Here is a 12,741-nt window from a genome sequence, read left to right as displayed (position 1 = left end):
GCACGAGCTAAACATGGATGCAAAAGTGAGCCAAACCGAAGACCGCATCGGCGTGCTCGAAGAGTTGCTCAACGAGCGCTACTCGGTGCGCGCCTTCCTGCCCAAGGAGGTCGATCGCGCCACCATCGAGCATGTGCTGAAGACCGCGCAGCGCACCGCATCTTGGTGCAACAGCCAGCCCTGGGAGGTCATCATCGCCAGCGGCGAGGCCAAGGAGCGCTTTCGCCAGCTGATCTACAAGGAAGCCTCCGGCGGACTCGGCGACGATTACGATTTCATCCCGCCGCGCGAATATGTCGGCGTCTATCTCGATCGCCGCCGCGAAAGCGGGTTTCAGCTCTACAACACGCTCGGGATCCCCCGCGGCGACAAGATGGGCTACGCCAAGCAGGCGCTGGAGAACTACAATTTCTTCGGCGCGCCGCATGTCGCTGTCATCCACACCAACGAGCCGCTCGGCATCTACGGCGCGATCGATTGCGGCGCCTATGTCTCCAATTTCATGCTGGCCGCCCAGGCGCTCGGGCTCGGCACCATTCCGCAGGCGGCGCTGGCGCGGCACTCCGGCCTGATCCGCCGTCACTTCAATCTGCCCGATGACCGCCGCGTCGTTTGTGGCATCTCGTTCGGCTATGCCGACCACGCCCACAAGGTCAACAGCTACCGCACCTCGCGGGCGAGCGTCGCCGAGACCGTGACCTTCGTGGACAAGTGATTTATTGGCTCAAGTGCAGCGCCATCAGACGCACGTAAAGGCGGCCGCGTGAACGGCCGCCTTTCCATTTGTCGCCTCAGTCCGATGACGGCCTGCCGCTAGCCGCCGCTGCCGCCGATCACGGCGCGCACGGTCTCGTCGGGCCCGAAATCCTCGGCACCATCGACATAGAGCAGCGCGGCGAGTTTCGATCGCGCACGGTTGACCCGGCTCTTGATCGTGCCGACCGCACAGCCGCAGATCGACGCTGCGTCCTCATAGGAGAAGCCGGAGGCGCCGACCAGGATGAGCGCTTCGCGCTGGTCCTGCGGGAGCTTTTCGAGCGCGGTGCGAAACTCCTCGAACTCGAGATGCGCGTTCTGCGAGGGCTGTGTCTTCAGCGTCTTCGCATAATTGCCCTCGGCGTCCTCGACCTCGCGCCGCCGCTTGCGATAGTCGGAGCGGAACAGGTTGCGCAGGATCGTGAACAGCCAGGCCGGCAGGTTGGAGCCGGGCTGGAAGGAGTCGATGTTGGCTAGCGCACGCAACAGCGTTTCCTGCACCAGATCGTCGGCGCGGTCGGCGTTGCCGCTGAGCGAGATCGCGAACGCGCGCAGACTTGGCACGGCCGCGAGGATGTCGTTACGCAGGGAGTCCGTGAGAGGCATTAATCCCTCCCATTGTTGTTGTCGTTGGATCCGCCCTCATTTTCCACGTGGGGTGTCGCTCCCGGCGCATCAAGCTTCTTGATCAGTTCCGCGAACCGATCCGGAACCCCCTGCCGGACGACGTCGTCGTACATGGCGCGGAGTTGATGCCCGATCCGGGATTGGATCTCCGGAGTGAGCCCTCCCTTGCCGGGGGTCGTGCTTTTGCTGGCTTGAGACTTGAGATCTTTCATGACCTGTTCCACGTTTCCCCGAGTTAAGTGACTGTAAATTCGAGAAGTTTTCTCAACCGGGAGCCGTTCCCTGGATAGGCTCAATTCCAGGTTCGAGAAAAAGTTCCGCCAGCTACGGAACTTTTCTTGCCCTGAGACGTAGACAGCCCGAGCAGGGGAACCCGGGCCTCCCCTCGTGATCTCTCTAAGTCTTCTAAGGTCGGTCCGAAGATGAATGGAGTGGGGATGTCCCGTTCACAGCTTGTCGCTGAACACTTGCCGTTGTTGCGCCGGTATGCACGCGCCCTGACGGGCAGCCAGGCTTCCGGCGACGCCTATGTCGCAGCCATGTTGGAAGCCATGCTCGGGGATCCCGCCGTGCTCGACGAGAGCCATGGGCCGCGGGCCGGCCTGTTCCGGCTGTTCACCCAGATCTGGAATTCCGTCTCCGTCAACGACGACGCCGAGGTGACAACCCTGCCGATGCCGCCGGAGCGGCGGCTGTCGAACATCACGCCGCTGCCGCGGCAGGCCTTCCTGCTGCTTTCGCTCGAGGGATTCTCGGAAGAGGAAGTCGCCTACATCCTCGGCACCGATGTCGCCGAGACGCGGCGGCTCGCGGACGCCGCGGGACGCGAGATGGCGGCGGAGATCGCCACCGAAGTGCTGATCATCGAGGATGAGACCTTCATTGCCATGGATCTCGAGAGCCTGGTGAAGAATCTCGGCCACAACGTGGTCGGCGTCGCGCGCACCCATGCCGATGCTGTGGCGCTGGCCAAGAACAGGCGGCCCGGCCTGATCCTCGCCGACATCCAGCTCGCCGACGGATCGTCGGGACTCGATGCGGTCAACGAATTGCTGCGCACCTTCGAGGTGCCGGTGGTGTTCATCACGGCCTATCCCGAGCGCTTCCTCACCGGCGAGCGCCCCGAGCCGGCGTTCCTGATCTCGAAGCCGTTCCAGCCGGCGATGGTGTCGGCGGTGGCGAGCCAGGCGCTGTTCTTCCAGCGCAACTCGCGCAACCGCGCGCCCAAGGCGCCGGCGGCGTAAGGAAGTCTCTATCGAATAAGAGAACGGCGCGTCGCAAGGCGCGCCGTCTTTTTTATTCGCCGGCCTCCTGCTTCAGCAGCCTCGGCAGACATTGTTGATCTTGGCCTTTACCTTGGCTTCGTCCTCGATCCACGGCCGATACGTTCCGTCGAGCGTCATCAGGACGGTAACCCTCTGGAGATCGTCCTTCGCCTCCGGAGGTGGCTTCGGAAATGGTTCGCTCCGCTCCACCATCTTGAGAGCCGCCGCATCCAGCGGTGGGGAGCCTGTACTCTCTACCAACGCGTGCAAGATCAATTTGCCCGAGCGGTCGACCACGAATGTGACGCCGGCATCGCCCTTCAGGCCTATCGCGTCTGGCGGAAACGCCCTGTTGCGCCAGACATGTTCGGTGACCATCTTGCGCCAGGCGGCCATGGCATCGGACTCCGTGAGGGCGGGACCCGTCCGGCTCAGCACCAACCCGGAGGACGGCACCTGGAATTGGCGGCCGTTGAAGACAATCGGCACCGTGAAAGAGAACGTATCCTCCTTCAGCTCCGAAGGCGGCTCCGGAAACGGCTGGGCGCGGGCGACGATCTCCAACGCAGCAGCATCGAGCGGCCGCGAGCCGGTGCTTTCAGCCAGCGCCCGCGAGATCAACCTGCCGGACCGGTCGATAACGAATGTGACTTTGGCTTGGCCGGTTTGCCCCCCTGCTTCAACTGGGAAAAACCTGTTGCTGGTAATGTGCGCCGTTAGCCTCGCCTTCCAGGCTTTGGCGCTGTCGCTCTGCGGTTCAGTCTGGGCATAAGAGCGGGAAGCCGCGAGCAATCCGAGGAGGGCGGCCAACAAAGGGAATTTCATCTGCATCAATCCGGATACTAATCGCCATCAGGTTGATTGCAAGTCTCACTGCTCGTATCGCGTTCGCGCGGGTGCGGGCAAATTCGAAGGGTTGGGAAGCCCGCTTGACGGCAACCAAATTGCCCCGTTGATACGTCTGGCCGATGACATCCATCGCAGCTTCAAGCCGTCAGGAGATTTCGCATCATGGACCAGCAACTCCTCGATCGCCTCGCCATCCGCGATCTCGTCGAGAATTGGGCGGTGTGGCGCGATGCTGGCGACTGGGAGCGCTTTGCGACTGTCTGGCACGAGGAAGGCTGGATGTCCGCCACCTGGTTTCAGGGACCGGCGCGGGACTTCATCCGCGTCAGCCAGGAGGGCTTTGCCAAGGGTGTCCGCATCCTGCATTTCCTCGGCGGCACCAGCATCGATTTGTCCGGCGAGCGCGCCATCGCGCAGACCAAGATGACGATCTCGCAGCGCGCGGGCGTGCACGATGTGCTCTGCGACGTCGTCTGCACCGGACGCTTCTACGATTTCCTGGAGAAGCGGCAGGGCCGTTGGGGCATCGTCCGCCGCCAGCCGATCTACGAGAAGGACCGGATCGACCCGGTCGATCCCGCTGCGACACTCCGCCTTGACCAGACAGCGCTGGCCGCGCTTCCCGAAGGCTACCGCCATCTCGCCTACATGCAGGAGCTGATCGGCTACAAGGTCAAGCGCGACATGCCGGGCCTGACCGGCGCCGAGGTCGAGAAGCTCTATGGCGAGGGGCGGGCGTGGCTGGCCGGGAAGGCGAAGTGAACCCCAGACAAAAGTAAGGCGCGACTGGCATCACCACAGTCGCGCCCTACGTCGCCGGCTTATGGGGCAGGGGGGAATAGCCGGCTGCTGAGACGACTCCCAGCCGCGAAAGTCGTTCCAGGGCTCCGGAAATATTTTTCGGGGCGCGACTTTTTTGCACACGGTTAAGTGATCGTTTCTGCCGAGAACCCCCGCTCCTCCGGCCGCGTTGTTCCCGCGATCGCCATGGGGCGAGGGGTCGACAGCCATGTCACAGATTCAAAAGGTATTTTTGAGCGCCGTCGCGATTGTCGCAACGCTCGGCGCGGTGCAGGTACAACTGGCCTCCGGCCATGATCTGGCCGACCGCTGGCAGGCGGTCGCCGACAAGCCCGGCCACGACGTCAACCGGACCGGCAAGGCCGACCGGCTCGCCGAGATCAAGCCGGGAACGGTTTCCACCCGCACCGTGTCGATGCGGCTGAACGACCTTGCCGATACCTCGGTGCTGCTGCGGGTCCCCGCGGTGATCGAGACCGGCAACGCCAAGCCGCCCGCGGCGCTCCAGAACCAGAACCAGAACCAGAACCAGAAGCAGGGCCGCAACAAGCCGACCATCGCTTGCGAGCCGATGGTCAGCTCCCTGACCGAGGTCGCCAAGCTGCTCCAGCCGGGCCGCTGCGTGACCTGATCGCCCTGGGGCCAAGGGACAGGTGCCCCTGCCGCGGGCAGGGGCGGCTTCTCACGTCCTCTTGATCCGCTGTCTCATCGCGTTATATCCCGGTTTTCCATTTCGATTGACCGGGTAAACGCATGACGACGTCAGATACGGCTGTGCATACGCAGCCATTCCAGGCCGAGGTTTCCGAGCTGCTGCACCTCATGGTGCACTCCGTCTATTCGGAGACCGACATCTTCCTGCGCGAGCTCGTCTCCAACGCCTCGGATGCCTGCGACAAGCTGCGCTACGAGGCGATCGCCAGTCCGGCGCTGCTGGGCGAGGGCGACGCGCTCAAGATCCGGATCATCCCGAACAAGACGGCCGGCACGCTCACGATCGCCGATAACGGCATCGGCATGGAGCGGCAGGAGCTGATCGACCATCTCGGCACCATCGCCCGCTCCGGCACCAAGGCCTTCGTGTCCAAACTCAGGGAGGCCAAGGACGGCCTCGGCCTGATCGGCCAGTTCGGCGTCGGCTTCTATTCCGCCTTCATGGTCGCCGAGAAGATCGTCGTCATCAGCCGCCGCGCCGGCGAGAGCGACGTCTGGAGCTGGACGTCCTCCGGCGGCTCCGGCTTCGAGATCGCCCGGGCGAGCGACGAGGAAGCGGCGCGCGTCGTGCGCGGCACCGAGATCGTCCTGCACCTGAAGGACGACGCCAAGAAATATCTCGAGACCTACGAGATCGAGCGCATCGTCAGTGCCTATTCCGACAACATCCTGTTTCCCATCGAGCTCGTGCCGGAAGAGGGCGAGCCGCGCCAGATCAACTCGGCGAGCGCGCTGTGGCAGCGCTCGAAATCCGAGCTTTCGGCAGAAGACTACAAGAAGGCCTATCAGCAGATCGCATCCGCCTTCGACGATCCCGCGATGACGCTGCACTACCGCGCCGAGGGCCGCTACTCCTACGCCGTGCTGCTGTTCGCGCCGTCGACAAAGCCGTTCGACCTGTTCGAGCCGAACCGCAAGGGCCGGGTGAAGCTCTACGTCCGCCGCGTCTTCATCACCGACGATGCCGACCTCTTGCCGGGTTATTTGCGCTTCATCCGCGGCGTGGTCGACAGCGAGGATCTCCCCCTCAACATCTCCCGCGAGATGCTGCAGAACAATCCGCAGCTGGCCCAGATCCGCAAGGCCGTGGCGACACGCGTCGTGTCCGAGCTCGAAAGCCTCGCCGAGAAGGACGCGGAGAATTTCGCCAAGATCTGGGACGCCTTCGGTGCGGTTCTGAAGGAAGGCATCTACGAGGATTTCGAGCGCCGCGAGAAGCTGCTGGCGCTGTCGCGCTTCACCACGACGTCAGGCGAGAAGCGGTCGCTCAAGCAGATCATCGCCGATTTCAAGCCGAACCAGACCGAGATCTATTATCTGGTCGGCGAGAGCATCGAGCGGCTGAAATCCAATCCGCGGCTGGAGGCGGCGACCGCGCGCGGCATCGAGGTGCTGCTGCTGTCCGATCCGGTCGATGCGTTCTGGACCTCGATGCCGACGGAGTTCGAGGGCAAGCCGCTGAAGTCGCTGAGCCAGGGCGATCTCAACCTCGACCTGATCCCGCGCCTCGACGACAAGGACGAAGCGAAGAAGGACGAGCCCGAGGCGGATGAAGCCGCCACCATCGCCGTGATCAAGGCCGCGCTCGGCGAGCGCGTCAGCGACGTCAAGGCTTCGACGCGCCTCACGAGCTCCGCCTCCTGCCTCGTCGCCGACAGCCAGGGCCCGAGCCGCGAGCTCGAGCGCATCCTGGCGCAGCAGAACCGCGGCATGCGCACCAAGCCGATCCTCGAGATCAATCTGCGCCATCCCCTGGTCACCGCGATCACCAAGGCGCAGGCCGGCTCGAAGACGGTCGACGATCTCGGCCTGCTCCTGCTCGAGCAGGCGCAGATCCTGGATGGCGAATTGCCGGAAGATCCGGCGGCGTTTGCAGCGAGGCTGAACCGGCTGGTGCTGCAGGGGCTCGGCTAGCCGCTACGCGTCAGGCCGGGGCAAGTCCCGGCCGTGACGCCTGCGGGCTTGTGCAAGGCAACCGCCGAAACGGTCGCGTCTCTACAGCGCGCGATACTCACCTTGCCGTCATCTGTCCTCGGGAACGGTCGCCTCCGGCGCGGTGTTATGCCATATGAGGTCGCCGGCATCAGAGTCGCCGGCGCGACCGATACGAGGATTTCTCCATGCGCCTGCCCTTCCTGACCCTCACCGCGATCTTCACGCTGCTGGGCGTAGCGGATGCCAGCGCGCAGAGATACGATCCGGCCTATCCCGTTTGCATGCACCGCTACATTGGCGGCGGCCCCGGCGGCGGGGGCGGTGATTATTTCGACTGCTCCTTCACCTCGTTGGAGCAATGCCGTGCCACGGCGTCAGGGCTCGCCGCGACGTGCGACGTCAATCCTTATTACGCCTTTAACGGGCCGCCACCGCGCCGGCCCTACAAGAAGGTGCACTAGCGATCCGCACAGATCGCCCGATTGTGCGCCTCTCGGTGATGCGGCATCAGCCGCATCGTCGTCGATTTGCTATCGCAAGGATCACGCCAGGCCGCGCGCCGGTCCCGTCGGCCTGGTAAAGGATGACCAGAGTTAATCGCGCACTAACGGGCTTTTACCTTGTCTCTTAACACCTGGGCAGGGCGCGCGGACTAAGCTGGCGGAACCAGCAGACACGTTCCGAAAGCATGAACGGCATGACCACCGGCGTCATCGAGCAACCGAAGGCCGCGCGCGCGCCATCGGCGTCAAAGATCTGGCTGAAGGCGATCGAGCTCACTGCGCGGATCGAGACGCTGCCGGGCCGGCTGTTTGCCGACGTCATCGACGATTGGGCGCAGCGTCAGCCCGATCGCGTTGCGCTGGTCACGGATGACGCAACGCTCGACTACGAAGGTTTGTCGAAACGCATCAACCGCTATGCGCGCTGGGCGCGCTCGGTCGGCGTCGCCAAGGGCGACACTGTCGGCCTGATCATGCCAAACGGCATCGACTATGTTGCCGCATGGCTCGGCATCAGCCGCGTCGGCGGTGTGGTCGCGCTGATCAATACCAAGCTTGTCGGGCAATCGCTCGCCCATTGCCTCGATGTTGCGAGGCCCCTGCACATCATCGTCGCGCACGACCTGGTGGAGACGCTGGAGAGTGCGAAGCCGCATCTGAAGACCGAGGCCAAGGTCTGGACCCATGGCGATGCCCGCAGCGAACGTGCCATCGATGTCGCCCTTGCCGCTCTCGACGACGGCCCGCTTTATCCCGAAGAGCACGGCGACGTCACCATCGACGACCGTGCACTGCTGATCTACACGTCCGGCACCACGGGCCTGCCCAAGGCCGCCAGCATCAGCCATCGCCGAATCCTCAATTGGGGCTTTTGGTTCGCCGGCCTCACCGGCGCCGGCCCACAGGATCGGCTCTACGATTGTCTGCCGCTATTCCACTCGGTCGGCGGCATCGTCGCGCCGTGCAGCATGTTGGCTGCCGGAGGCTCGGTAGTCATCGCGGACAAGTTCTCGGCGTCGAATTTCTGGCCCGACATCGTGCGCCACGACTGCACGCTGTTCCAATATATCGGCGAGCTCTGCCGCTATCTGCTCAAGGCGCCGCCGTCGGAATACGAGAACCGCCATCGCCTGCGGCTCGTCTGCGGCAATGGCCTGCGCGGCGACATCTGGGAGGACTTTCAGTCCCGCTTCGCCATTCCCCGCATCCTCGAATTCTATGCGGCGACCGAAGGCAATTTCTCCCTGTTCAACGTCGAGGGTCAGCCGGGCGCGATCGGGCGCATCCCGCCGCTGCTCGCGCATCGCTTTCCTGCGAGCCTCGTCAAGCTCGACCCTGATAGCGGCGCGCCGTTGCGCAATGAAGAGGGTCTTTGCATTGCCTCCGCCCGCGGCGAGGCGGGCGAAGCCATCGGCCGCATCGGCACGGCGGACCAGGGCGGCGGCCGCTTCGAGGGCTACACCGACGCCGGCGAGACCGAGAAGAAGATCCTGCGCAACGTCTTCGCCAAGGGCGATGCGTGGTTCCGCACCGGCGATCTGATGCGGCTCGACGACAAGGGCTTCTTTCATTTCGTCGATCGTATCGGCGACACCTTTCGCTGGAAGGGCGAGAACGTCGCGACCTCGGAGGTCAACGACGCCATGCGCGATTTTACCGGCGTCATCGACGCCACCACTTACGGCGTCAGCATCGTCGGCACTGATGGCCGCGCCGGGATGAGCGCGATCGTCGTGAACGAGGGTTTTGACGTCGCGGCATTGCCGGCGCATCTCGCACGGCGCCTGCCGGCTTACGCCCGCCCGGTCTTCATCCGCATCTCGCGGGAGCTCGATGCGACCGAGACGTTCAAGCAGAAGAAAGGCGAGCTCGCGCGCGAGGGATTTGACCCGGGCGCGATCTCCGATCCGCTATTCATGCTCGATCCGAAGTCCGGCGCCTATGTCGCACTCGATTCCGGCGCCTATGCTCAGATCGCGGGTGGTACGATCAGGCTCTAGCGGAGCCGAAATCCGGAGATAGGTCCAATTTTATCTGAATTGTCCAAGAAGCCATTTACTTCTGTCGGGTAAACAGACCTCATGGGGAGGCGGTCATCAAGAGCCGCCGCAAGACATCCGATCGATCAACAAAGCAAGAGGCAAGCCAACCATGTCGGTAAGGTCCAAGGTCATTGAAGCGATCCAGCAGATCGCCAGGGAACAGCACGTCACGCTTCCCGCACTCTCGGACGATCTGTCCCTGCACGAGACGGGTTTCGACTCGCTCGCCTTCGCGATCCTCGTCGCTCGGCTCGAGGACGAAACAGGCGTCGATCCCTTCACCATTTCCGAGGACGCAGCGTTCCCCGCCACGATCGGCGATTTCGTGCGGGCCTACGAAAATGTCCCCGCGTGAGACCTTTGCGCTTCGCGACAATCTCGGCGCGGAGCTGAAGGGCCGCACGCTGTCGGATGCGCACGATGTCGTGTCGCTGACCGACATCCTGTCGCAGACGGTCTTGCGCGGCCGCCTGCGCGAGCTGTCCGGCCGCGCCGTGCTGCTCCAATTGTCCGACCAGCTGCGGTCGGGCATTGCCATGATCGAGCTCGACGGCATCGCCCGCCGCATGCTGCTGTGTCCGCCCGATCTCAACCCGACCTATTTGGACGCGCTGATCGCGGATGCCGGGATCGATGCCGTCGTCACCGACGAGCCCGATCGCTGGGCCGAGACCGGCGTGCCGCTGGTCGTCACCGCACAATTGCCGCTTCAAACCACCGTGCCCGCGCAGACCGAGCGCGCCACCGAATGGCTGATGCTGACCTCGGGCACGTCAGGCGTACCCAAGATCGCCGGCCATACGCTGGAAGCGCTGACCGGCGCGATCGTCGCCGAAGGCCCCGCGCGCGGACCGGCGCCGGTCTGGGCGACGTTCTACGACATTCGCCGTTATGGCGGCCTCCAGATCTTCCTCCGCGCCATTCTCTCCGGCGGCTCCATGGTGCTGTCGGATCCGCATGAGGCGCTCTCCGATCACGTTACGCGGCTGAATGCGCGCGGCGTCTCGCACATCTCCGGTACGCCCTCGCACTGGCGCAAGCTTCTGATGAGCGGCTCGGCCGCGCAATTCGCGCCGGCTTACGTCCGTCTCTCCGGCGAGATCGCCGACCAGGCGGTGCTCGACGGCCTGAAGGCGGCGTTCCCCGATTCCTCCGTCGGCCATGCCTATGCCTCGACCGAGGCCGGCGTCGGCTTCGCCGTCAATGACGGGCTCGAAGGCTTTCCGGCCGACTATCTCGGCAATCGCAACGGCGTCGAGATGAAGATCGTGGACGGCTCGCTGCGCATCCGTTCCACACGCACGGCGCATGCCTATATCGGCCGCAACGCCACCGCGCTCACCGACGACGATGGGTTTGTCGACAGCGGCGACATCGTCGAGCTGCGCGGCGACCGCTATTATTTCGTCGGCCGCCGCGGCGGCATCATCAATATCGGTGGGCTGAAGGTCCACCCCGAAGAGATCGAGGCGGTCATCAACCGCCATTCCGACGTGCGGATGTCGCGGGCCAAGTCGCGGAAGAGTCCGATCACCGGCGGCATTGTCGTCGCCGACGTGATCCTCGCCGACGGCACCGATCCGGCGCGCGTGCAGGAGATTCGCGACCAGATCCTGGATCTGTGCCGCGCCCAGCTCGCTTCCCACAAGGTGCCGGCGGTGATCCGCTTCGTCGAGACGCTTGATGTCACCCCGGCCGGAAAATTGGCGCGCACCGATGCATAATGTCCTCGTCACCGGCGGCAGCCGCGGTATCGGCCTTGCGATCGGCAAGCGCCTGGCTGGCGCCGGCTACAACGTGATCGCGGCGGCACGGCGCGAGAGCGACGAACTCAAGGCGGCGATCGCCGAGTCCGAGGGCCGCCTGCACTTCCGCGCCTGCGATCTCGCGGTGATCGACGCGATTCCCGCTTTCGCAAAGCTCATCCGTGACGAATTCGGCCCGATCTACGGCCTCGTCAACAATGCCGGCCTCGGCACCGAAGGCCTGCTCGCCACCATGCACAATTCCGAGATCGAGGCGCTGGTGCAGCTCAACGTGCTGTCGCCGATCATCCTCACCAAATATGTCGCGCGGCAGATGATGGCCGACGGCGCCGGCCGCATCATCAACATCTCCTCGATCATCGCGACCACCGGCTATAACGGCCTGTCCGTCTATGGTGCGACCAAGGCCGCCGCCACCGGCTTCACGCGCTCGCTCGCGCGCGAGGTCGGCAAGCTCGGCATCACCGTGAACGCGATCTCGCCTGGCTTCATCGACACCGAGCTGACCCACAATCTCTCCGACGAGGGACGCAAGCGCATCGCGGGCCGAAGTGCGTTGCGCCGGCTGCCGGAGACGGAAGACGTCGCACGCATGGTGGAATATCTGCTTGGCGAGGGCGGCCGCAACGTCACGGGCACCGTGTTCACGGTCGACGCCGGGAACACGGCGTAAAGCGGAACCTCGCCGCCACAATTGCATTGATTCGGCGCAATGACATTCGACCGGATTTGGTCGTAAGATGCCCCCGCAATCGATTGGGTTACGTCAATCGATCTGCCCCAATCGACAGGGAGCAGTCCATGACCACGCGAAACATGACCGCTTCAAATCAGGGCCGGACGGAGCAAGCGTGCGCGAAGCCGGACGACGTCCGTTGCCCGCCGATGACGCATCAGAATTCCGGCGATCACGGTCACGAGATGTACCCGCAGCAATTCGTGCGCTTGGTCGGCTGCCATGACGCGTCTGTCGACGCCTTGCGCAAGCGTGAGGATGAGAAGCTGCACTAGTCGCTCACGTCCGGTGCTTCGGCAGGTCAATCCGTTCATGTGAGAATTCCGGCGGCCCTTCGGTGAGGCGGCGGATGCGGCGCTCGCGTTCGTCCTCCGGCAATGCGGGATCGAGTAGTCCCTCGATCTCATGCACCGCGAGCTCCTCGAGCCTGGTCGCGTCCGAGGCGACCGTGGACCCTGAAGCCGGTGCGGCAGGCGCAATCCTCAGGCCGAGCTCCACCAGTTTGCAGATTGCATCCGAGCGCGACAGTTGATGGGCCTCGGCCCAGGCATCGACGCTGGCGGTCAGCACCTCCGGCATTTTCACCGCACTGACCGCATCGAGCCCCGTGCGTCGGCGTACCGGCGAAGTGGAGTCCTTGTTGCCAAAATCAGACACCCCGATCATCCCGCGCAACCATTTCAGATAGCTCAACCGTAAACGTCATTTGCGGCCGGCTGTTTGATGCCGATCAATGACGAACTGCGG

The 12,741-nt window shown here is 64.1% G+C and carries 15 protein-coding genes; 11 read left to right on the top strand and 4 right to left on the bottom strand.

What is annotated here, in order from left to right; all coding sequences use genetic code 11:
• Positions 1 to 13: 13 nt before the first annotated feature.
• Entirely contained in the window at positions 14 to 715 is a 702-nt protein-coding gene (locus A3M7_RS0107140) for a nitroreductase (RefSeq protein WP_027543310.1), read from the top strand.
• Positions 716 to 813: 98 nt separating this feature from the next.
• Here the strand turns inward: A3M7_RS0107140 and A3M7_RS0107135 are convergent, their stop codons facing one another.
• Positions 814 to 1,362, bottom strand: coding sequence for a sigma-70 family RNA polymerase sigma factor (locus A3M7_RS0107135; RefSeq protein WP_011090521.1), 549 nt, complete (start codon positions 1,360 to 1,362; stop codon positions 814 to 816).
• Positions 1,362 to 1,595, bottom strand: coding sequence for a NepR family anti-sigma factor (locus A3M7_RS0107130; RefSeq protein ID WP_027543308.1), 234 nt, complete (start codon positions 1,593 to 1,595; stop codon positions 1,362 to 1,364). The genes A3M7_RS0107135 and A3M7_RS0107130 overlap by 1 nt, the downstream gene beginning before the upstream one ends.
• A 225-nt stretch (positions 1,596 to 1,820) precedes the next feature.
• On the opposite strand from A3M7_RS0107130, the gene A3M7_RS0107125 reads away from it, so the two are divergent.
• A complete protein-coding gene (locus A3M7_RS0107125; RefSeq protein WP_027543307.1) occupies positions 1,821 to 2,627 on the top strand; it encodes a response regulator in 807 nt (268 codons plus the stop codon).
• A gap of 72 nt (positions 2,628 to 2,699) precedes the next feature.
• On the opposite strand, the gene A3M7_RS0107120 is transcribed toward A3M7_RS0107125, so the two are convergent.
• Positions 2,700 to 3,473 (bottom strand): energy transducer TonB, encoded by a 774-nt coding sequence (locus A3M7_RS0107120; RefSeq protein ID WP_245284207.1) that lies wholly within the window; start codon positions 3,471 to 3,473, stop codon positions 2,700 to 2,702.
• A gap of 186 nt (positions 3,474 to 3,659) precedes the next feature.
• On the opposite strand from A3M7_RS0107120, the gene A3M7_RS0107115 reads away from it, so the two are divergent.
• From A3M7_RS0107115 to A3M7_RS0107075, 9 genes are all read left to right on the top strand, one after another.
• Positions 3,660 to 4,259: a nuclear transport factor 2 family protein gene (locus tag A3M7_RS0107115; RefSeq protein WP_027543305.1), complete on the top strand. Its 600-nt coding sequence runs from the start codon at positions 3,660 to 3,662 to the stop codon at positions 4,257 to 4,259.
• 247 nt (positions 4,260 to 4,506) lie between these two features.
• A complete protein-coding gene (locus A3M7_RS0107110; protein WP_027543304.1) occupies positions 4,507 to 4,929 on the top strand; it encodes a hypothetical protein in 423 nt (140 codons plus the stop codon).
• Between the two features lie 122 nt (positions 4,930 to 5,051).
• The gene (gene htpG, locus A3M7_RS0107105; protein WP_027543303.1) at positions 5,052 to 6,926 is read left to right on the top strand and encodes a molecular chaperone HtpG; all 1,875 of its coding nucleotides are present in this window, start codon (positions 5,052 to 5,054) and stop codon (positions 6,924 to 6,926) included.
• 206 nt (positions 6,927 to 7,132) lie between these two features.
• Positions 7,133 to 7,408 (top strand): DUF3551 domain-containing protein, encoded by a 276-nt coding sequence (locus tag A3M7_RS0107100; RefSeq protein ID WP_027543302.1) that lies wholly within the window; start codon positions 7,133 to 7,135, stop codon positions 7,406 to 7,408.
• Between the two features lie 227 nt (positions 7,409 to 7,635).
• Positions 7,636 to 9,450 (top strand): long-chain-acyl-CoA synthetase, encoded by a 1,815-nt coding sequence (locus A3M7_RS0107095; protein WP_027543301.1) that lies wholly within the window; start codon positions 7,636 to 7,638, stop codon positions 9,448 to 9,450.
• A 151-nt stretch (positions 9,451 to 9,601) separates the two neighbouring features.
• Entirely contained in the window at positions 9,602 to 9,847 is a 246-nt protein-coding gene (locus tag A3M7_RS0107090) for an acyl carrier protein (protein WP_027543300.1), read from the top strand.
• Positions 9,834 to 11,216: a class I adenylate-forming enzyme family protein gene (locus A3M7_RS0107085; protein WP_027543299.1), complete on the top strand. Its 1,383-nt coding sequence runs from the start codon at positions 9,834 to 9,836 to the stop codon at positions 11,214 to 11,216. The genes A3M7_RS0107090 and A3M7_RS0107085 overlap by 14 nt, the downstream gene beginning before the upstream one ends.
• Complete coding sequence (locus tag A3M7_RS0107080) at positions 11,209 to 11,931, top strand: SDR family NAD(P)-dependent oxidoreductase (protein ID WP_027543298.1); 723 nt, start codon at positions 11,209 to 11,211, stop codon at positions 11,929 to 11,931. Before A3M7_RS0107085 ends, A3M7_RS0107080 begins: the two co-directional genes overlap by 8 nt.
• A gap of 128 nt (positions 11,932 to 12,059) precedes the next feature.
• On the top strand, positions 12,060 to 12,269 hold the full coding sequence (locus A3M7_RS0107075; RefSeq protein ID WP_027543297.1) for a hypothetical protein: 210 nt from the start codon (positions 12,060 to 12,062) through the stop codon (positions 12,267 to 12,269).
• Between the two features lie 4 nt (positions 12,270 to 12,273).
• Here the strand turns inward: A3M7_RS0107075 and A3M7_RS0107070 are convergent, their stop codons facing one another.
• Positions 12,274 to 12,660, bottom strand: a complete 387-nt coding sequence (locus A3M7_RS0107070; RefSeq protein ID WP_027543296.1) for a hypothetical protein — start codon at positions 12,658 to 12,660, stop codon at positions 12,274 to 12,276.
• Positions 12,661 to 12,741 lie beyond the last annotated feature (81 nt).

This window comes from Bradyrhizobium sp. WSM2254 (genome assembly GCF_000472645.1).
GTDB classification, from domain to species: Bacteria; Pseudomonadota; Alphaproteobacteria; order Rhizobiales; family Xanthobacteraceae; genus Bradyrhizobium; species Bradyrhizobium niftali.
This window is presented reverse-complemented; position numbering and strand designations above follow the sequence as displayed.

Bases quoted from the DNA above. Each gene is read 5' to 3' on its own strand.
- A3M7_RS0107140 (WP_027543310.1), top strand. From the start codon at position 14: ATGGATGCAAAAGTGAGCCAAACCGAAGACCGCATCGGCGTGCTCGAA.
- A3M7_RS0107135 (WP_011090521.1), bottom strand. From the start codon at position 1,362: ATGCCTCTCACGGACTCCCTGCGTAACGACATCCTCGCGGCCGTGCCA.
- A3M7_RS0107130 (WP_027543308.1), bottom strand. From the start codon at position 1,595: ATGAAAGATCTCAAGTCTCAAGCCAGCAAAAGCACGACCCCCGGCAAG.
- A3M7_RS0107125 (WP_027543307.1), top strand. From the start codon at position 1,821: ATGTCCCGTTCACAGCTTGTCGCTGAACACTTGCCGTTGTTGCGCCGG.
- A3M7_RS0107120 (WP_245284207.1), bottom strand. From the start codon at position 3,473: ATGAAATTCCCTTTGTTGGCCGCCCTCCTCGGATTGCTCGCGGCTTCC.
- A3M7_RS0107115 (WP_027543305.1), top strand. From the start codon at position 3,660: ATGGACCAGCAACTCCTCGATCGCCTCGCCATCCGCGATCTCGTCGAG.
- A3M7_RS0107110 (WP_027543304.1), top strand. From the start codon at position 4,507: ATGTCACAGATTCAAAAGGTATTTTTGAGCGCCGTCGCGATTGTCGCA.
- htpG (WP_027543303.1), top strand. From the start codon at position 5,052: ATGACGACGTCAGATACGGCTGTGCATACGCAGCCATTCCAGGCCGAG.
- A3M7_RS0107100 (WP_027543302.1), top strand. From the start codon at position 7,133: ATGCGCCTGCCCTTCCTGACCCTCACCGCGATCTTCACGCTGCTGGGC.
- A3M7_RS0107095 (WP_027543301.1), top strand. From the start codon at position 7,636: ATGAACGGCATGACCACCGGCGTCATCGAGCAACCGAAGGCCGCGCGC.
- A3M7_RS0107090 (WP_027543300.1), top strand. From the start codon at position 9,602: ATGTCGGTAAGGTCCAAGGTCATTGAAGCGATCCAGCAGATCGCCAGG.
- A3M7_RS0107085 (WP_027543299.1), top strand. From the start codon at position 9,834: ATGTCCCCGCGTGAGACCTTTGCGCTTCGCGACAATCTCGGCGCGGAG.
- A3M7_RS0107080 (WP_027543298.1), top strand. From the start codon at position 11,209: ATGCATAATGTCCTCGTCACCGGCGGCAGCCGCGGTATCGGCCTTGCG.
- A3M7_RS0107075 (WP_027543297.1), top strand. From the start codon at position 12,060: ATGACCACGCGAAACATGACCGCTTCAAATCAGGGCCGGACGGAGCAA.
- A3M7_RS0107070 (WP_027543296.1), bottom strand. From the start codon at position 12,660: ATGATCGGGGTGTCTGATTTTGGCAACAAGGACTCCACTTCGCCGGTA.